Origin of the sequence: Streptomyces sp. NPDC048291, from assembly GCF_043201715.1 — a bacterium.
In the GTDB taxonomy this organism is placed as follows: domain Bacteria; phylum Actinomycetota; class Actinomycetes; order Streptomycetales; family Streptomycetaceae; genus Streptomyces.
The window spans coordinates 1-17,962 of record NZ_JBICZC010000003.1 but is presented as its reverse complement, the minus strand read 5'-3'; the positions used below and the strand labels follow the sequence as shown (position 1 = coordinate 17,962).

Below are 17,962 nucleotides of genomic sequence, written 5' to 3'. Positions count from 1 at the left end.
ACTCGTGCAGCGATCAGGGAGTGGTCGCGGTGTTCCGCGGGAGGGAGCCCAGGGCACGTTCCGTGTCGGTGAGAAACGTCAGGACGCGGGCGGCGAACTCGTCGGGGCATTCGATCTGCGGCATGTGACCGATCCCGGTGAACAGGTGGGTCTCGGCATGCGGGAGGAGATGACGGGCGGAGTCGAGGTGGCGGGCGGGCAGGACACGATCACGGTCGCCCCAGACGATCAGGGTGGGGCGGGGATGCCCGGCGACCGCGGCGGTCAACTCGGCACGCCATCCGGGCCTGGTGCCGCGTGGCGTGGCGAGCTCGCGCACGGTCTCCAGCAGCACGGCGCCCAGGTCGGGCCGGCGGGCGATGGCCAGGGCGTGCTCGATCCGCTCCCTCGTGGCCGACCCCGGGTCGGCGAAGAGCATGCGTTCGGCCATCCTCGCGCCGGCCCGGGTGGTGCGGCGCGTGGCGATGCGGCCGAGGCCCGGTACGGCCAGCAGCCTTAGCGGGAGCGCGACTTCGGCGCCGAAGCCGGCGCTGTTGACCAGCACCAGACCGGCCACCCGCGCCGGATCGAGGACGAGCAGCTGCTGCGCGACCGCGCCGCCGAGAGAGTTGCCGAGCACGAACAGCGGCCGCTGCTCGCCGAGGGCGTCGAGCGTTTCGACAACCGCGCCTGCCAGGACCTTCAGCGTGGTGCGTTCGGGGGAGCGGGCGGAGAACCCGAAGCCCGGAAGGTCGAGGGCGATCAGCCGATGACCTCGTGCGAGACGCGGGTACTGCGGGGCCCAGTCCTCAAGACTGCGGCCGATGCCGTGCAGCATCAGCACAGGCGGGTTTGCCGGGTCGCCCGCTGTCCGGACGCGGGTACGGCGACCGTCGACGGAGAGGAAGGCGGGGGAGCTCATGCCGCCGCTTCCCTGGGTGCCGGCCGCGCGTCCACCGCGGCGGCGGTGAAGTGCAGAGCGGGGTCCTCGACCGGGCCGCCCAGCCGGGCACGGTCCAGTGCGTAGTCCTGGCTCACCGTCCACGGGCCGTGGGAGCCCTGTTGCGGGAACAGGTGCATGGCGCGGTTGATGTAGGCCGTGTCCATGTCGAGGAACGGCCGTCCGGTGAGTGACGGGTCGTCGGCGACCGGGGTGACGGTGGCGTAGCCGTGGCGGTCCATGTGGGCGAGCAGCCGGCACAGGTGATCGACGACCAGGTCGACCTTGAGGGTCCATGCGTTGGTGGTGTAGCCGAGTGCGAACGCGAAGTTGGGCACGCCGCTGACCATCATGGACTTGTAGATGAAGTGGTCGTTGAGTGCGACGGCCTCTCCGTCGACGTGCAGGGCCATCCCGCCGAAGGGCAGCATGTTCAGGCCGGTGGCCGTGACGATGACGTCGGCCTCCAGCTCCGCACCCGACCTGAGAAGGATGCCGTGTTCGGTGAACCGCACGACGTGATCGGTGACCACGGACGCTGCGCCACTGGAGATCGCCTTGAACATGTCGGCGTCCGGGACCACGCACAACCGCTGGTCCCACGGGTTGTAGCGGGGGTTGAAGTGGGTGTCGACCGCGTAACCCTCGGGCAGTGCACGGGCGTTGAGCTTGCGGATCAGACGGCGCATCTGCCGTGGGTAGCGTTGGCTGAGGGCGAGGATCAGGCCCTGGCGCCTGGTGTTGAGCCGTCGGCTGATCCGGTACGCGGTGGCGTCGGGCAGAAGTCGGCGCAGGGTGTTGGCGATCGGGTCCCGGCGCGGGACCGGCAGCACGTACGACGGCGAGCGCTGCAGCATCGTGACGTGGCCCGCCCTCTCGGCCATCGACGGCAGGAGCGTCACGGCGGTGGCGCCGCTGCCGATGACGACGACCTTCTTGCCGGTGTAGTCCAGATCCTCCGGCCACTGCTGCGGGTGGACGACCGGGCCGCGGAAGTCCTCGCGCCCTTCGAAACGGGGGGTGTATCCGCCGGCGTAGTCGTAGTAGCCGGCGGCGGAGAACAGCACCCCGCAGGTGACGTCGAACTGCTCGCCGTCACTGGTGCGTTCGAGCGTGACGGTCCAGCGTGTCTCGGCGGAGGAGAAGTCCGCGCGGAGCACCTTGTGGCCCAGACGCAGGTGCTGGTCGAGACCGTTCTCGGTGACCGCCTCGTGCAGGTAGTCGAGGATCTCATGGGCGTCGGCGATGGCGTTGTCCTTGGTCCATGCCTTGAACCCGAGACCGAAGCTCTGCATGTCGGCGTCCGACCGGATGCCCGGGTAGCGGAACAGGTCCCAGGTCCCGCCGATGGCGTCACGGCCGTCGACGATGACGAAGGTCCGCCCCGGCTGCTTCTTCTTCAGGTGATACGCCAGGTCGATGCCGGAGATGCCCGCTCCGACGATCAGCACGTCGACGTGGTCGAATCTCCGTGCCACCTCTGCGGCTGCGCTCATGTCGGTTTCCTTCGATGTGTGGGTGGTCGGTGACCGGCCGGGAGATGACCTGCTCACCGAGGCGAGAACACGGACACGAGGTTCGGTACGGCAGAGATCTCGGGGACGTCGAGGAAGCCGGGACGCCGGTAGGCCGGGTCGGGGTAGTCGTAGTAGCCCCTGCCGGTCTGCACTCCCAGCCGTCCGCGGTCGAGGAAGTTCTCCTTGACGTAGTCGGCGTTGGCGATCATCTGGGCATCGCCGCCCGTCCTCCCCCAGTGGGAGAGGACGTCGAACACCGTCTTCATGCCGATCATGTCCATCATGCCCATCGGCCCGAACCTGGCACCGGTGTACAGGAACGTACGGTCCACGTCCTCGGGGGTGGCGACGCCGTTGGTCACGAGCGTCTGCGCGGCATTGAGGAAGGGAACCAGCCACGTGTTGACGACGTAGCCGTTCTGTTCCTTGCGCAAGGGGATCGGCAGCATGCCGATCTCGACGGCGAACTCGGTCACTTCGGTGAGAGTCTGTGGCGACGTGCCCGGGTGCGCCATGATCTCGACGAAGTTCATCGCCCAGATGGTGTTGGAGAAGTGCAGGGCGCAGAACTTCGCCGGACGACCGGTGGCCCGGGCGAAGTCCCGGGGGAGGAACGTCGAGGAGTTCGTCGCGACGAGGGTGTCGGGCGGCAGGAGTTGGGCCATCTCCTCGTACACGGCTGTCTTGACCGCGGGGATCTCCGGTACCGCCTCGATCACCAGGTCCGCCTGCGCGACTGCGGCGGCCAGGTCGGTGCCGTACGTCAGGCGGTTCCGGGTGGCGGCGATGTCCGCGTCGTCGGCACCGACGTCCGACCGGTAGAGGGCGGCGTACCGGTGGTGCACACCCCGGCAGCGCTCGACGGCGTCCGGTGAGATGTCGTACACGGTGACGCTCTTGCCCTTGAACGCGCTGTGCCAGGCGATCTGTCCGCCCAGCACACCGGATCCCAGGACGGTCACTCTGTCGAGTCGGGACATGACTCTCCTTCTTCGGGCCGGTCTGTTCCGTTCGTATGCGGCTGGGGTCCACGGATCCACGGAGACGAGGGCCGGCAGGGTTCGCCGGTCACATCGGCCCGGTCTGGCGCACTCGCTCCGTGCCCGTGCTACGCCGGGACGCTTTCCCAGTGCTGCGTCAGTACGTCGGCGAGTTGCCGTGGCTGCTGGAGCGGCGTCCAGTGTCCGCTGTCCAGCTTCAGAAGGCGCGTGGCCCTGACGCTCTTGGCGACGAAGTCGGCGCGCTCCACCGGGTCGAACTGGTCGGCGATGCCCCAGAACACGATGGCGGGGCTGGTGATGTTCACCAGGCCGGGCTCCCACTCCGCGGCCAGGTTGACCGCCGAGCGGTACAGGCGAAGGATGCTGTCCTTCATCACGGCGTCCATCCGGCCGGCGTTCTCCTCGGCGCGGTGCGCCGGCACGCCGTTCGCCTGCAGCAGCGCGTTCAACTGCGGCGCGCTGAACTCGGCCATCCACTGCTCGCCGACCTCAGGGGTCTGCCAGGTTCTCGCGATGGGGTGCCATTCGACCTGGCCGGCGATGGAAGCGCCGCCGCCGGCCCACGTCCGCACCAGATCGGGACGGAGCGCCGCGACACGGGAGGTGAGGATGTAACCCCAGTCATGACCCACGAGGTCGACCGGGCCGGCCAGTTCCTCCAACTGGCCGATGATCCAGCCGACGTACTCCTCCTTGGTGGCCGCGAAGCCTTCCGGCACGGGGCTTCCGAAGCCGGGCAGGGCGAGTGCTACGACGTCGGTCCGCGCCAGGTGCGCGCGGACGTCGTCCCAGACATGGTGGGTGTCCGGGACTCCATGAACGAATACGGCGGGCACGGGGTTTCTCCGATCGGTCTTTCTGCTTCGTGGGTGCTCAGGGGTTTCGGCTAGTCGGTGGTGTACTTCGCCGTGCCGCCGGTCAGGTACTTGACGGTGCCGAGGCCCTGCGCCTGCGCGCACTGCTTGACCAGCGCCTGCACGGTGACCGCGTCGAGAACGGAATGGAACTGGCCGTCCTCGGTGAAGCCGACGTTCGCGCCGTTGATGATGAACAGCACGACCGTGTCCTCGGTGGTCGTCCCGGGCACCGCGAACGTGTGCACCGACGAGGCCGGCTCGTAGAGGTACGACCCCGCGGTCTGCGGCTGGTCGGGGTACTCCTTGTAGATCCACTCGCCCTTGAGGGTGTATCCGTGCACTCCACCGGTGTGCAGATGGATGGGCAGCTCCACACCCGGAGCGAAGGTGCCGATGATCGCCCAGATGCCCATCTCGGGGTCGAGGAACAGCGGCTGGAAGCTGATGCCCGGGCCGAGCGCGTCCTTCAGCAGCGGGATGTCGTTCACGTTGAGCGTGAGCAACTCCGTCTGCGGGAGCGAGACGACGGGGACCTTGTCGGCGGTCTGTGTGGCGGTCATGGAGTTCCTCCGGTGAATGGGCGGGGTTCAGCGGGCGTTCGGGGTGATGATGATCTTGGCGTCCTGCTCGGGGTCGGCCAGCCTGGCGAAGGCGTCGGGCACTTCGGCGAGCCCGATGCGACTGGTGATCAGCGGATCGACCCGCAGTTCGCCCGCGGCCAGGTGCCCGATGGCCTGCCCGAACTCCTCGAGGGTGTAGGAGATGGAGAAGACCAGGTCGATCTCCTTCAGGACACCGAAGGTGGGGTAGAAGGTGTCCTGCTCCATGCACAGGCCGGCGACGACGACCTTGGTGCAGGGGGCGGCGCCGCCGAGGATCTGCTGGATGACTCCCGGAACACCCACGCACTCGAACACGACCGACGGACGGAACCCGAAGCCCGGGAACGACACCGTCTGGCGGCCGAACCGCGCCGGGTCGGAGACCGCGGCGACCGAGCGCCAGGAGTCGTACGGCGACGTCTCGCGCGGATCGACCACGATGTCGGCGCCTAGGGTGGCGGCCATCGCCCGTCGCGCGGGCGAGAAGTCCGCGGCGATGATCGGGCCGATGCCCCGCATCCTGAGCACCGCGATCACCGCGAGTCCGATCGGACCGCAGCCGATGACGACGGGTACGTCGTCGGATCCGAGGGAGCCGCGGTTGACGGCGTGCAGCGCGACCGCCAGTGGTTCGGTCAGTGCGGCGGTGTCGGTGGGCACCTCGTCCGGCACCGGGATGAGGAGGTCCTCGGACAGGAGCATGTAGTCGGCGTATCCGCCGGGGGTGTCGACTCCGCCGAAGCCGAGCAGCACCGGCTGCGGCTCTCTGAGCAGGAACGGCGCCGAGACGACTCGGGTGCCGGGTGCGTGCGTTCCGCGCGTGCCGGGGCCGTTCTCGACGACCTCGGCACAGAACTCGTGCCCCAGGACGACCTGTCCGTTGAGGTCGAACGGGTCTGCTCCGGTCACCGCCCGGAAGCCGTCGACCAGTTCGGCGCCATGGGTGACGGCGTGCAGGTCGCTGCCGCAGATTCCGTTCGCGAGGGTCTTGACCAGGACATCTCCCGGGCCGGGCCGGGGGATCGGTGTCTCGATCAGTTCGAGCCCGCCCTTGCGCATGACAACGGCACTCATCGTCATCGGTGATTCCCTCAGATTGACGTTGTTCGGGTGGGTGCCCCGCAGGAACGGGGCGGTGGGGTACGGCCGTTGGGCAGGGCTGCCCGCCGGGCCGGCCCGTGGTGTCCGGGGAACGCGGGTCACTCCACGACCGGTGATCCGGGCGGGTGCCGAAGCAGGGCAGGACCGCGTGTCACGCCTGCGCGACCTACAGCGGCAGCGAGCCGGTCCTGGCGCGGGGCGCGTTCAACGACTGTCTTTGATAAGAAAGTTGATTACCTGTCAATGCCGACGTGTCGCGGCGTTGACGTCGTCCCTGCTGGTCACTGCGGGCAGGTGAGATGTCCACGAGTGCCGGTGCGGGAGCGATCGGCTGTCCGGCGTGGTGCGGCCGGGGTGGAGGGGGTGTACGGGTAAACGGCTGTCCGAGCCGTTCCGCGCCCGCGTGTGGGACCGATCGCCGGGAACCTGCCGGACCCGGGCTGCGGTGTTCCCGGTGCGGGTCCTTTCGGCGCTTTCCACGGTGCGAAGGAACTGCCGTGTGATGACAGGCAGTTCACTTCGGCCGGATCGAAACCGATCACTTCGGCGGCTCGCCGTGATCGTCGTGCGATGGTGCCGGACGGCTCGGATGCTTGCTGAAGCGCTCATGGCACACCTCGTCGTGTGACTGCCCCCGCCTCGGCGGCGGCCGGTGGAGCGGTGCCCGGCCAAGTCGTCCGAGCGGATCACCCGCGTGTTCACGCTTGTTCCGCGGGCTCAGGCGCTAACAGTAGGAGGGTAGCTATCATCATGCAAGTAACTGGCCGTGGTGATGGAGGTCACCCTCGGTTCACGCGGTCTGCGCGTTTCTCCGCTCGAGCAGCGCCCGGAGTCGTTCGTCCGCGGACGGTCCCGGAAGGAACATGGTGTGCTCCTCGTCGATGGGTCGGCCGGTCAAGCGGTCTATCAGCAGCGGTTCGACGTCGACGCCCGACTCCCTGTCCACGAGGCGGACGTTCGGCGCCTCCGGCGGGAAGTGCTCGATGCCGTAGGCGTACAGGGCGGTGAGCACCGGCTGGAACGCGCGCCCGGCCTCGGTGAGGACGTACTCGTACCGCGGGGGGCGGTCGTTGTAGCGGCGTCGCTCCAGCAGGCCGGCCTCGACGAGTGCGCCGAGCCGGCGGGTCAGGGAGTTCGGTGCGATGCCCAGGCTCTTCTGGAACTCGTCGAACCGCGTGATGCCGTGAGTCGCATCGCGCAGGATGAGGATGCTCCACCACTCGCCGACCCGCTCCAGGGTGAGTGCGACCGGGCAGGTCATGTCCTGAAAGCTCTTCCGTTCCATGATGGAAGTCTATGGTCGGCGCCCCGGTGCCCGGCGGGTGTCGGTCGTGCGTCAGTCGGGGGAGCCGTCGGCCGCCAGCCCGGACAGCAGGAGCGTGAGTGCGCGGCCCGTCCGGATCAGGGCGTCCTCCGGGTCCGTCGCCGTCGCGATGATGTGGTTGCCCTCGCACAGCCCGGCCAGGAGCAGTCGGGCGGTGGTGGCGACGGGCACGTCCGGCTTCAGGTCGCCGCGTTCGGCCATGGCGGTGAGCAGCCGCTCGATCGGCGGCTGGGCGACCGTCTCGTTGATGTGCCGGTACTGCTCGCCCAGGACCGAAGGTGCCTGCGCCATCAGTTCGCGGTGCAGCGGATCGTCGATGCTCCGCCGCAGGAACGTGCGTGCGAGGGCGCCGGCCTCGTCGAGGGCGGGAGCGCCCGGTGTGCTGCCGACCGCGTCCGCCGTGGCGTCGCCCAGGGCGGCGACCTGCTGAAGCAGCTCTGTGTAGAGCTCGGCGAACATCGCCTTCTTGTCCGGGAAGTGGTGGTAGAACGTGCCCTTGCTCACCATCGCCGCCCCGGTGATGGCCTCGACCGACGTGTCGGCGAACCCGTTTTCCGTGAACAGCCTGCGGGCGGCCGTCGTCAGGTCCGCCCGGGTCTGCTCCGCGTACATCTGTCGCCGGTTTGGCCCTCTCATGTCCACCATCGTATATTCGTTGACCTGAGGTCAGTGAATGACTTCTGGTCATCCACTGGACGCCATGTCAACCCACCGGGAAGGCGCACGCGTGGACAGTCGCAGGATCGTGCTGCTGGGTGCGACGGGGCACACCGGACAGCGGGTGCTCGGGGAGCTCCTGAGACGGGGCGCGGAACCGACGCTGGTCGGGCGCGACCGCGCCCGACTGCGCGCCGCGGCGGACCGCTTTGCGGCGGATCTCCCGGTGACGGAGGCAGATGTCACCTCGGCCACGGGTCTCTCGCGGCTCCTGGAGCCGAGCGATGTGGTCGTCTCCACGGTGGGCCCGTTCATGCGACTCGGCAGGGAGACGGTCACCGCGGCGGCGCGGGCGGGCGCCCACTATCTCGACTCCACGGGCGAGGGAACCTTCGTCCGGCGTGTCTTCGAGTTGGACTCCGTCGCGGCCCGCCGGGGAGCGACCCTCGTGCCAGCGTTCGGCTACGACTATGTGCCGGGCAACCTCGCCGGGGCGCTCGTCCTGTCACGGGCGGGGGAACGTGCCCGTCATGTCGAGATCGGCTACTTCATCACGCGTGCGGGACACGGGGAGGAACTGCTCTACCGGAGCACCCTGCGCGACGCGTACACCCTGAGTACGGCGGGCACCCGGCAGACGCTGGTCGGCGCGGCTGCGGAGAGCGGGTTCGCCTACCGGCCCCCGCGTCCCGGGGCTCCGTCCCGACTGGTCGACGAGCGTGCCGCCAAGCGCGTCCGGGTGTTCCGCCTCGCCGGTGTGAAGCGCTCGGCCATGACCGTCCCCGGTTCGGAACACCTCGGACTGCCGCAGGTCTTCCCCTGGTTGGAGAGTGTGGAGGTGGGCCTGGGGTGGCTCGGGCGGTGGACGCGTCCGGTGCAGATCGCTGCCGCGATCCGGGCACCCCTGCTGCGGTCGGCGAGGGCACGGGCCGCGGTGACCTGGATGTCCGGGCGGCTGCCGGGATCGCGGCGCGAGCCGGACGGCGACGGCCGTTCCCTGGTGATCGCCGTCGCCCGTGACAAGTCGGGCCGACCGCTGGCCGGGACGGCCCTCACGGGACCCGATCCCTACGAGATGACGGGGTCCCTCCTGGCGTGGGGCGCCGTCCGTGCGGCGGCACCGGACACCGTCCTCCCCCCTGGCGCGCACGGTCCGGTCGCCGCCTTCGGACTCGACACGCTCGGGGCCGGGGCCGCCGAGGCCGGAGTACACGAGGCCGACGAGGTACCGGGCCGCCGCCGGTGACCGATGCGCGAGCACGAGCTCGCGGGTTCGCGCATCCTCGGCGTCCCCGGCGACGGGCGGCGGCTCAGGTCGATGTCGTCGAGTTGATGAACAGATTGTTCGATCGGGCGGGATGCGGCCCCACGCGGGAGCCGGCCGCCCCGCAGAAAGGAACCGTCCATGGACGAGCAGAGTGAGCGCTTCGACGTCGTCGTACTCGGCGCGGGCCCCGGCGGCTACGTGGCCGCCATCCGCGCCGCCCAGCTGGGCAAGCGCGTAGCGGTCGTCGAGGAGAAGTACTGGGGCGGTGTCTGTCTGAACGTGGGCTGCATTCCCACCAAGGCCCTGCTGCGCAACGCCGAGCTGGCACACATCTTCACGCGCGAGGCGAAGACCTTCGGCATCAGGGTCGACGGGCAGGTCTCCTTCGACTACGGGGAGGCCTTCCGTCGTAGCCGGAAGGTCGCGGACGGCCGCGTCAAGGGCGTCCACTACCTGATGAAGAAGAACAGGATCACGGAAATCAGCGGTCGCGGCACGTTCCTCGACCCGCACACCCTTCAGGTGGCCGGCTACGACGGCAACACCCGCACCATCGGCTTCGACCACTGCATCATCGCCACCGGAGCGACTCCCAGGCTGCTGCCCGGTACCCGCCGTACCTCCCGGGTGGTGACGTTCGAGGAGCAGATCCTCGCGGAGGACCTGCCGCACTCCATCGTGATCGCCGGCGCGGGAGCCATCGGCGTCGAGTTCGCCTACGTCCTGAACAACTACGGCGTGAAGGTCACGATCGTCGAGTTCCTGGACCGCGTCGCCCCGCTGGAGGACGTCGAGGTCTCCGCGGAACTGGCCAAGCAGTACCGCAAGCTGGGCATCGACGTGCTCACCTCCACCCGTGTCGAGTCGATCGACGAGTCCGGTCCGCAGGTCCGCGTCACGGTCAAGGCCAAGGACGGCACCCAGCAGGTCCTGGAGACCGACAAGGTCCTTCAGGCGATCGGCTTCGCACCGAACGTCACCGGCTACGGACTCGAGAACACCGGCGTCAAGGTCACCGACCGCGGCAACATCGACGTCGACGGCCGCTGCCGCACCTCCGTTCCGCACCTGTACGCCATCGGCGACGTCACCGCGAAGCTGATGCTCGCGCACACCGCCGAGGCCATGGGCGTGATCGCCGCCGAGACCCTCGCCGGCGCGGAGACCATGGAGCTCGACTACGCGATGATCCCGCGCGCCACCTACTGCCAGCCGCAGATCGCCAGCTTCGGCTACACCGAGGCCCAGGCGAGGGAGAAGGGGTTCGACGTCCAGGTCGCCAAGTTCCCCTTCACGGCGAACGCCAAGGCCCACGGCCTGGGCGACGCGACCGGCTTCGTGAAGCTGATCAGTGACGCGAAGTACGGCGAACTGCTCGGCGGCCACCTCATCGGGCCGGACGTCACCGAACTGCTCCCCGAGCTGACCCTGGCCCAGCAGTGGGACCTCACCGTCCACGAGGTCGCCCGCAACGTCCACGCCCATCCCACGCTCGGCGAAGCGGTCAAGGAGGCCGTCCACGGTCTCTCGGGCCACATGATCAACATGTAGCGGGCGGGCAACGGACGGGCGACGGAGCCCCTGATGCGCGGACCGGTGTCGCCGCCTCGGGTTGTCAGGGGCTCCGCCACGCGCCATGTGCCGGGGACCGAACGGCGTCCATCAGCAGGTCGAGCATCCGGCCCAGTTGGTCGCGCCCGCCGGTCGGCGAGGTCGCCGCGAACATCCCGACGAGGGTCACGACGATGTCGTCTGCGTGGACGTCGTCGCGCAGCGTCCCGGTGGCCGTTCCGGCGTCGAGGATGGCCTGCACCGCGGTGCAGAGCTGTTCGCGTGCCCGGGACGCGGTCGCGACGTCGGACGCGAGAACCGCGCGGAGTGCGTCCGCCGTCTCTCGTTTCGTCGTGACGTACTCGGCGAAGCGGTCCATCCAACTGCGCAGCGCCTGGGGTGGTTCCAGCGCGTCGAGGAGGGATCCGGCGCCGGCGCACAACCGGTCCAGCTCCTGCTGGTAGATCGCTTCGACCAGCGCTTCCCGCGTCGGGAAGTGCCGGTAGAGCGTGCCGATCCCCACGCCCGTGTCCCGCGCGATCTGCTTCAGGGAGACCGGCGTCCCGGACTCGAACGCGATGCGCGCGGCGTCCAGCAGACGGGCGCGGTTGCGGGTCGCGTCCGCGCGGGCGGGTTTGGGTGTGTCATGGCTCGACATGATGCAGAGGGAGTCCAGGTTGTTCTGTGGTGGGAAAAGGGGGCACCGTCGCCTTGCTGGAACGGCGGGAGGTGCTGTCGGGGTTGATCGGCCGCCGTGCGCGCGAGGTCGCTGGGAAGATGGATGGGTTCTGGGGGCAGGGCTCCGGTGAACGTGCCGCAGTCGTGAGCGAGGCGGCAGGCTGTCGTGGCAAGCCCGTCGTCCGCGCCGCGCACTTCCTTCACATGTCGTTAACGTACGATCATAATGTTAAGCGATGGGTAGTGGTGGCGGCAAGAGGGGGCAGTCCGAAGCGGGTTGGCGACGTTCGTGGTCCGCAGGCCCGGCGCAGGTCGCCGGAATGGTCGCCGACATGACCGTGCGGCGGTCGGTGGGGCCTTCGCGGCACGTGATCCCTCGTGTCTGCGGCCGTTTCGGCGGCGCCGGCCTCGGTGAATCGGTCGAACATCCGGCGCGCCTCGTCCGGCTCCGCCCAGGCACCCCAGGTTGTGCCGAAGTGCCGGGTCGGTCGGCGGCCGGGCTGGAGCGATCGGGAGCCGGACTCGCCCTGGACGGGCGCGGCGCCTGCGAACCCAACCCGTCGCGTGCAGTGTGGCGCCGGGATTGGTCAAGGAAGACGATCGGTTCACTTGGCGCTTCACCGCGACTGGCACTCCAGCTTATGTAAAAGGATAGATATCCTTAGGCCTTGATCTAAATCAGCCGTGTATGTCGGTGTAGCAGGCGTGCCGACCGGCCTGTTGGCAACGCAGGGGATCAAGGCGACCGGAATGGGCCCATTGTCCTCGGTGGCGAACGTGTCGAAGCGCGCACTGTATGTGCACCTTCCCGACAAGGGTGAGGTCATCCAGGCATGCCTGCAGTCCCGCAGGGGTGCTCTCCCGCCCGTGCCTGCGACATCTGGCCGGCCGGTGGCGGGTCCGGGTGGGCAGATCCTTGCTGTCTTCGACGAGAATCCGGACACGATTGCTCTCTTCCGGGAATGCCCGTTCCTGCACATCGGCGTCGAGGTCCCGGATCCTGGGCGTCCCGCCCATCAGCTGGCAGTGATGTGCAAGAGGGAGTTCGCCTGCCGTCTCACGGACATCTCGCGGCGGACCGGGGTCTAGGACCCGGAAACCCTTGGTGAGCGGCTTGCGCTGCTCTTCGGCGAGTTGGCCTCACGTGCCACCGCGCCCAACAGCGGCCACACCGTCCCGTGCGCGATGAGATCGACGGCTTGCCTGACAAGTCGTCATTGTCCGTGTTCTTATGGACCGTTTGCCGTCGGACGCGCCCCCTCGTGCGGGCTGACGCGAACCGGGTTGCCTGGGGGTGAGGCGCCGTCGAGCATGCTGAAGGGGCGCGGGAGATGCGGCCGGCGGCGGCGAAGCAGGCGAGAATGCGGCGCCTGATGGGTTCGTCCGTCCTGGTCGACGGTCGGCGTTGACGGCCGGTTTGGCGGAGCCGACGAAATTCGTTGCTCCACGGCAGTGAGCGGCCTCGCGCGGGCGCCGGGTCGCTCGGGCGCGCAGCACCTGTGGTGCGACCAGAGGAAGGGAACGGCGGCGACCAACTGGACTCCCTCAGCGGGCTGTCGTCCGCCGTGCAGGTGGTCGATCGCATTTTGGGCGACATGCTTCCGCCTGTCCCTTGAGCGTGCCGGCCATGCCGCCGAGGCCGCCGATCGGGCGGCGCGCGACCTGCTCGACGCGGCCTGCCCGGAGTCCGTCTAACCCGTCCGCCTGCGTGGCCTCGCCGGCGGATAGCCCCGTCCGTCGCGGGTGATCAGCGGTGCGGAGTGCTCGGAGGGCGAACTGTCCGCCGGGCGGCAGGCCATCGAGTGGCGCTGAGGTCGCCCCTCGCCTCGCGACTGAGCGGAATCAGGCCGGATCGACGAATATGTCGAGCGCGAGCTCACCCTCCAGGCCGGCAGGGCTGTAGACGGAGAGGTCGGCGACGCCTTCATCCGCCAGGACCTCGTCGTCGATGAACAGGTTGGCGGTGCACTTCCGTGCATCGCGGGTGAGAACGGCGTGCGCGGCGTCGGCCATGATCTGCGGACTGCGGGCCTGACCGGCGCCGCCGACCACGTTGCGCACGGCGGCCGTGTCGATCAGGGTCCGCGGCCACAGCGAGTTGGCGGCTATGCCGTCGTCGGTAAGTTCCTCGGCGAGTCCGATGGTGCACAGGCTCATCCCGTACTTGGACAGCGTGTAGCCGAGGTGCTTGCCCACCCAGTGCGGTGCGAGGTTCAACGGCGGGGAGAGCGTGAGGATGTGCGGGTTCTCCGCCTTGCGCAGGTGCGGGATCGCGGCCTTGCTCAGCAGGAACGTGCCGCGTGTGTTGATGTCCTGCATCAGGTCGTAGCGCTTCATCTCCAGATGCTCGGACGGCGACAGGTCGATCGCGCCGGCGTTGTTCACCACGATGTCGATACCGCCGAAGCCGCTGACCGCCGCGTTGACGGCGGCACGCACATCCTCCTCGTTGCGGACGTCACCGACAACGGCCAGCGCCTTGCCTCCGGCGCGCTCAACCTCTTCGACCGCGGTGTGCACCGTGCCTTCGAGCTTCGGGTGCGGTACGGCGGTCTTGGCCAGCATCACCACGTTCGCACCGTCCCGGGCCGCGCGCACGGCAATGGCGAGCCCGATGCCTCGGCTGCCTCCCGACATCAGGACGGTCTTGCCGGCCAGCGTCTGTGTCATGGTCGAACCTCCAAAGTTGATTGTCGAGCTAATCATATGCAGTGCTAATGATATCGTCCACGTATGACTTTTGCCCCAGAGCGCCAGAGCGACCGGCTGTACCACGAACTCCTCGCTCCGAAAGAGACACAGTCCGTCCGCGCCGCCGTGCGCCGTATCGCGGAACACGAAGTGGCACCGCACGCCGCGGCGATCGCCGGAGGTGACGAGCGCACGGACGGATTCCCCCGGCAGGTCTTCGACGCGCTCGCGACGGCAGGGGTCTTCCGGATCCCCTTCGCGGGCGAGGTCGGCGGTGACGGGCTGACCCACCCGGCCAGTGCCACCGCCGCGGCCATCGAGGAACTGGCCTACTTCTCCAGCAGTGTCGCGGCAGTCTTCGACGTGCACTGCATCCTGGCGGGCAACGCCCTGCGGCAGGGCACCGAGGAGCAGCGGCAGCGATGGCTGCGCAAGGTCGCGGAGGGCACGGTGGTCGGTGCCTTCGCGACCACCGAACCCGACGCCTCCAGCGACCTCTCCCCGGAGGCGATTCAGACCGAAGCCGTACGCACCGAGACCGGCTGGGTGCTCAACGGGCACAAGCGATGGATCTCCAACTCGCCCGTCGCCGGGTTCGTGGTGGTTCTCGCCAGGACCGGCACCCGGCTGAGCATGTTCATCATCGACACGACGCTTCCGGGCGTCGAAGTCGGCCTCGCCGACCGCAAGATGGGCAACCGCGGCCAGCTCACCGCGGACATCTGGTTCACAGGTGTGCACCTTTCCGACGGCGACCTCCTGGGCGGCGCCGAGGGGCACGGGCTGCGTCATGCGCTGTCCACGCTGACCTACGGCCGGATCGGCATCGCGGCCGCCGCGGTCGGTATGGCGCAGGCCGCCTTCGACCACAGCGTGGCCCATCTGTCGACACGACATGCCTTCGGCAAGCCGGTGGCCGCCAACCAGCACTGGCAGTTCCTGCTCGCCGAGCGGGCCACCGAGATCGAGAACGCCCGCTCCCTCTACACCAAGGCCGCCCTGCGTCTGGACGCCGGCACCCTGTCCCCGGAGCCCGAGGCCGCGATGGCGAAGTACTACGCCACCAAGCTGTCGGTGGACATGGCACGCGATGCCGTCCAGGCATTCGGAGGCCTCGGCTTCGCGCGCGAACTGGGTGCCGACGGCAGCCCCGGTCCGGTGGAGGCGATCTACAGGGACAGCAAGATCGGCGAGATCTACGAGGGCACCAACGAGATCCAGAAGTGGGTCATAGCCCGGCAGATCTTCGGCCGGAGCATCGTCGGCTGACGGCCCGGACATGCTGTGACGCAGGGAACCGCTACGTGTGGCCAGGCCGGAAGAGGCAGGGCAACTCGGCGCGCCGGCCCAAGGTACCCCGATCCCGCCCGTACTCCGGCCGCCCCGGACCCTCTCGTACGATGGACCCGGACCATATGCAGAACTAACCATAGGCGGGAAAAACGATGTCCGAGGCTCCGCTGGTTCCGGGAACAGTGGCCGAGCACACCATCTGCCTGCTGGTCAAGCTAGGGCAGGTGGCGTTCAGGATCGCCGAGTCCGGCATCAGCGGAACCGGCCTGCGAGTGCGCCACTACAGCGTCCTGCAGGCCTTGGTGGACAACGGGGCGATGCCGCAGCTGGCGCTCGGCGCGTTCCTGCGTATCGACCCGGCGACGATGGTGACGAGTCTGGACGACCTGGAGCGGGCGGGCTACGCGGAGCGAACTCGCGATCCGCAGGACCGGCGTCGGTACGCCGTCGACATCACCGACGAGGGGCGCAAGGTTCTGGCCGATCTCAACCGCACACTCGTCGGTCTCGACAGCGAAATCCTCGCCGACCTGGGCACCACTGAACGGCACTCGCTTCACGCCCTGCTGGGCAGCCTCGCCGAGAGTCCCGCTCTCACCTTCATGTTCGATGCTGTCAGGGAGCCGGGCGGAGCGAAGAGGGCTTGACGAGCAGGAAGAGGCCTTCCCGGGCCGGAGCTGTCAGGATCCACCGGCTTCCGCTGCGGCGCCCGCGCCGTGGTCGCGGCGGCACTGACCATGATGTCTGTGTCCTCGGGCTTCATTGATGCCGGCGCGCTGTATCGATCCGGCCATCGCTCTGCTCGTGCGTGAGCCGGGCGAGAGCCTGGCTCTTCTGCCCCTGGTGGCTTCCCGCCGTTGCGGGCGCCTTCACGAGAATCAGGCCGGTTGACGTTCCCGGCCGGCCGAGCACCTGGTCGGGCGTTCCGGGGTCGACACCGAATCTCCCGGCGCGTCCTCTCTCGCCTTGTGTACACGCGTGACGGTTGCGCTGGGGTGCTTGATGGTCGCCTTCGACAGCTGGGTAGAAAGGGGAGGCCGGGACGATCTGGGCATTGTGGCGGATGTGGCCTTTGACGCTTTGACGCCGAGCACCCCTCGACACCGACACCGACGGGTGGACCTGTCGGGAAGCATGCGTCACCTGGCGGTGGTGGGCATGCCGAGGGCGGTGAGCCGGACGTCGAGTGCTCCGGCTCCGTCCTGATCGGGCAGTCCCTGATGACCGCACGGTGATTGCCGGACCGGGCCCGCCACGGCAGACACCGGGCCTCGGTGCAGCCGACGCCCGGGCGGGTCGGCGAGCAGTGACACGGCGCGGGCTGCTCGCCGCGGCGCCACGCCTCGTCCAGCAGCGTGGTCAGGACCTTCTCGAAGGCCGCCGACTCATCACAACTTCACGCAGACCCTAGTCCGTCTGGCCCGTGGAGGACTCGGGGGTGTCGCGTCGGCGTACGCTCCTGTGGACCAGACCGTAGAGGTTCGTCACCTGGATCCGTACGACCATCCGCCGGTCTCGGATCATGCGGTGGTCGAAGGCCGGCCGCTCCGCAGCGCCGTTGAACACCGTGTTCACTGCATACAGTTGGTCGATCGCCGGCTCGCCCGGCGCGGTGGCCGGGCCCAGGCTCACGGTGCCTTCCACGACGGCGAAGTTGAAGAAGTCGGGCCCATGGACATGTAGTACCGCACGGGGGTCGCGCAGCAGATTGCTGCCCTTGGCCCGGTCCGATGTCGTGGAGATGTGGATGGTCCGCGGGCCGTCCCCGGGTCCGTCGTCGGGGACGTAGTACACGTTCGACAGGTGCGGTCGACCATCAGGGCCGATGGTGGCGAGTACGCCCTCGCGGGCATTGACGACGATCTCCCAGAGTGCGTTCTGGCCGGATGCCCTCACGGTCGCGATCCCTGGTTGGACCAGTGCGATCCCGTATCTGGATGTCGCCTGCAAGGGGCGGTGTACGCATGTGGTCCGTCCGTCCGGCGTGTGGGGGAGGCGTCGCCTTCGATCCGGCTGCCCATGGGCTTGCACCCTGCGGCACAGTGGTTGACCGGCCATCGAGGCCCGGCCGACACGGCGACGAATCCGCCAGAACTGTTGTCCATGTACATGGGCTCCTCCGCTCTCAGGGCGCACCGCCACCGGCCGGTCCCCGCGCCGGACGCCATGTTTAGTCAACTGCCCAATTTTCGGTTCAGTCAACTGCCTACTGACCTTTCCGTTCAGTTGTCGGGGCTGACATTGCTGGATCCCTGCGGTACGCCGTGGGCATGAGATATGCGCAGGGCGGTGGTCTTACTCCGCAGGGCCAGGCCGCGCGGGAGCGGGTGCGCATGCTGGCCGTCGATGGCTTTGCGCGGGGCGAGAAGAACACGGTGATCGCGAGAGAACTGCGGGTCAGCGTCCGACCGGTGGAACGGTGGCGCCGGTGCTGGCGCGAGGGAGGGCGACAGGCCTTGCTCCCCTCCGGGCCGGCCAAGCGGCCGAAGGTCGGCGCCAGTGAC

16 protein-coding genes are annotated in these 17,962 nt (G+C 68.8%); 5 read left to right on the top strand and 11 right to left on the bottom strand.

All coding sequences use genetic code 11. The features are described from left to right. Nucleotides 1–13: 13 nt before the first annotated feature. From ACGF5O_RS07740 to ACGF5O_RS07705, 8 genes are all read right to left on the bottom strand, one after another. Nucleotides 14–901, bottom strand: a complete 888-nt coding sequence (locus ACGF5O_RS07740; RefSeq protein ID WP_393809010.1) for an alpha/beta fold hydrolase — start codon at nt 899–901, stop codon at nt 14–16. Continuing rightward, the gene (locus ACGF5O_RS07735; protein ID WP_393809009.1) at nt 898–2,415 is read right to left on the bottom strand and encodes a flavin-containing monooxygenase; all 1,518 of its coding nucleotides are present in this window, start codon (nt 2,413–2,415) and stop codon (nt 898–900) included. The genes ACGF5O_RS07740 and ACGF5O_RS07735 overlap by 4 nt, the downstream gene beginning before the upstream one ends. Nucleotides 2,416–2,468: 53 nt before the next feature. Next, complete coding sequence (locus ACGF5O_RS07730) at nt 2,469–3,416, bottom strand: 3-hydroxyacyl-CoA dehydrogenase (protein ID WP_393809008.1); 948 nt, start codon at nt 3,414–3,416, stop codon at nt 2,469–2,471. Nucleotides 3,417–3,544: 128 nt separating this feature from the next. After that, nucleotides 3,545–4,273, bottom strand: coding sequence for an alpha/beta fold hydrolase (locus ACGF5O_RS07725; protein ID WP_393809007.1), 729 nt, complete (start codon nt 4,271–4,273; stop codon nt 3,545–3,547). A 50-nt stretch (nt 4,274–4,323) separates the two neighbouring features. Beyond that, nucleotides 4,324–4,854, bottom strand: coding sequence for a 2,4'-dihydroxyacetophenone dioxygenase family protein (locus ACGF5O_RS07720; protein WP_393809006.1), 531 nt, complete (start codon nt 4,852–4,854; stop codon nt 4,324–4,326). Nucleotides 4,855–4,881: 27 nt separating this feature from the next. Then, the gene (locus ACGF5O_RS07715; RefSeq protein WP_393809005.1) at nt 4,882–5,976 is read right to left on the bottom strand and encodes a zinc-binding dehydrogenase; all 1,095 of its coding nucleotides are present in this window, start codon (nt 5,974–5,976) and stop codon (nt 4,882–4,884) included. An 811-nt stretch (nt 5,977–6,787) separates the two neighbouring features. Beyond that, a complete protein-coding gene (locus ACGF5O_RS07710; protein WP_393809004.1) occupies nt 6,788–7,282 on the bottom strand; it encodes a winged helix-turn-helix transcriptional regulator in 495 nt (164 codons plus the stop codon). A 51-nt stretch (nt 7,283–7,333) separates the two neighbouring features. Then, a complete protein-coding gene (locus ACGF5O_RS07705) occupies nt 7,334–7,957 on the bottom strand; it encodes a TetR/AcrR family transcriptional regulator (protein ID WP_393809003.1) in 624 nt (207 codons plus the stop codon). Nucleotides 7,958–8,048: 91 nt separating this feature from the next. On the opposite strand from ACGF5O_RS07705, the gene ACGF5O_RS07700 reads away from it, so the two are divergent. Both ACGF5O_RS07700 and lpdA read left to right on the top strand, forming a co-directional pair. Next, on the top strand, nt 8,049–9,224 hold the full coding sequence (locus tag ACGF5O_RS07700) for a saccharopine dehydrogenase NADP-binding domain-containing protein (RefSeq protein ID WP_393809002.1): 1,176 nt from the start codon (nt 8,049–8,051) through the stop codon (nt 9,222–9,224). A 159-nt stretch (nt 9,225–9,383) separates the two neighbouring features. After that, nucleotides 9,384–10,796, top strand: coding sequence for a dihydrolipoyl dehydrogenase (gene lpdA, locus ACGF5O_RS07695; protein ID WP_393809001.1), 1,413 nt, complete (start codon nt 9,384–9,386; stop codon nt 10,794–10,796). 64 nt (nt 10,797–10,860) lie between these two features. On the opposite strand, the gene ACGF5O_RS07690 is transcribed toward lpdA, so the two are convergent. Both ACGF5O_RS07690 and ACGF5O_RS07685 read right to left on the bottom strand, forming a co-directional pair. Next, entirely contained in the window at nt 10,861–11,454 is a 594-nt protein-coding gene (locus ACGF5O_RS07690; RefSeq protein WP_393809000.1) for a TetR/AcrR family transcriptional regulator, read from the bottom strand. A 1,862-nt stretch (nt 11,455–13,316) separates the two neighbouring features. Beyond that, the gene (locus ACGF5O_RS07685) at nt 13,317–14,144 is read right to left on the bottom strand and encodes an SDR family oxidoreductase (RefSeq protein WP_393808999.1); all 828 of its coding nucleotides are present in this window, start codon (nt 14,142–14,144) and stop codon (nt 13,317–13,319) included. A 63-nt stretch (nt 14,145–14,207) separates the two neighbouring features. On the opposite strand from ACGF5O_RS07685, the gene ACGF5O_RS07680 reads away from it, so the two are divergent. Then, the gene (locus tag ACGF5O_RS07680) at nt 14,208–15,434 is read left to right on the top strand and encodes an acyl-CoA dehydrogenase family protein (RefSeq protein WP_393808998.1); all 1,227 of its coding nucleotides are present in this window, start codon (nt 14,208–14,210) and stop codon (nt 15,432–15,434) included. A gap of 176 nt (nt 15,435–15,610) precedes the next feature. Next, nucleotides 15,611–16,105 carry a MarR family winged helix-turn-helix transcriptional regulator gene (locus ACGF5O_RS07675; RefSeq protein ID WP_393808997.1) on the top strand — a complete coding sequence of 165 codons (495 nt, stop codon included), beginning with the start codon at nt 15,611–15,613 and terminating at the stop codon, nt 16,103–16,105. A gap of 760 nt (nt 16,106–16,865) precedes the next feature. On the opposite strand, the gene ACGF5O_RS07670 is transcribed toward ACGF5O_RS07675, so the two are convergent. Then, nucleotides 16,866–17,354, bottom strand: a complete 489-nt coding sequence (locus ACGF5O_RS07670) for a PPOX class F420-dependent oxidoreductase (protein WP_393808996.1) — start codon at nt 17,352–17,354, stop codon at nt 16,866–16,868. 374 nt (nt 17,355–17,728) lie between these two features. On the opposite strand from ACGF5O_RS07670, the gene ACGF5O_RS07665 reads away from it, so the two are divergent. Further along, nucleotides 17,729–17,962, top strand: a 234-nt coding sequence (locus ACGF5O_RS07665; protein ID WP_393808995.1) for a helix-turn-helix domain-containing protein, incomplete at its 3' end; no start/stop codon positions are given.

What these genes read in the sequence shown, in the direction of transcription:
- ACGF5O_RS07740 (WP_393809010.1), bottom strand. Translation starts at nt 901, where the DNA reads ATGAGCTCCCCCGCCTTCCTCTCCGTCGACGGTCGCCGTACCCGCGTC.
- ACGF5O_RS07735 (WP_393809009.1), bottom strand. Translation starts at nt 2,415, where the DNA reads ATGAGCGCAGCCGCAGAGGTGGCACGGAGATTCGACCACGTCGACGTG.
- ACGF5O_RS07730 (WP_393809008.1), bottom strand. Translation starts at nt 3,416, where the DNA reads ATGTCCCGACTCGACAGAGTGACCGTCCTGGGATCCGGTGTGCTGGGC.
- ACGF5O_RS07720 (WP_393809006.1), bottom strand. Translation starts at nt 4,854, where the DNA reads ATGACCGCCACACAGACCGCCGACAAGGTCCCCGTCGTCTCGCTCCCG.
- ACGF5O_RS07715 (WP_393809005.1), bottom strand. Translation starts at nt 5,976, where the DNA reads ATGACGATGAGTGCCGTTGTCATGCGCAAGGGCGGGCTCGAACTGATC.
- ACGF5O_RS07710 (WP_393809004.1), bottom strand. Translation starts at nt 7,282, where the DNA reads ATGGAACGGAAGAGCTTTCAGGACATGACCTGCCCGGTCGCACTCACC.
- ACGF5O_RS07705 (WP_393809003.1), bottom strand. Translation starts at nt 7,957, where the DNA reads ATGAGAGGGCCAAACCGGCGACAGATGTACGCGGAGCAGACCCGGGCG.
- lpdA (WP_393809001.1), top strand. Translation starts at nt 9,384, where the DNA reads ATGGACGAGCAGAGTGAGCGCTTCGACGTCGTCGTACTCGGCGCGGGC.
- ACGF5O_RS07690 (WP_393809000.1), bottom strand. Translation starts at nt 11,454, where the DNA reads ATGTCGAGCCATGACACACCCAAACCCGCCCGCGCGGACGCGACCCGC.
- ACGF5O_RS07685 (WP_393808999.1), bottom strand. Translation starts at nt 14,144, where the DNA reads ATGACACAGACGCTGGCCGGCAAGACCGTCCTGATGTCGGGAGGCAGC.
- ACGF5O_RS07680 (WP_393808998.1), top strand. Translation starts at nt 14,208, where the DNA reads ATGACTTTTGCCCCAGAGCGCCAGAGCGACCGGCTGTACCACGAACTC.
- ACGF5O_RS07675 (WP_393808997.1), top strand. Translation starts at nt 15,611, where the DNA reads ATGTCCGAGGCTCCGCTGGTTCCGGGAACAGTGGCCGAGCACACCATC.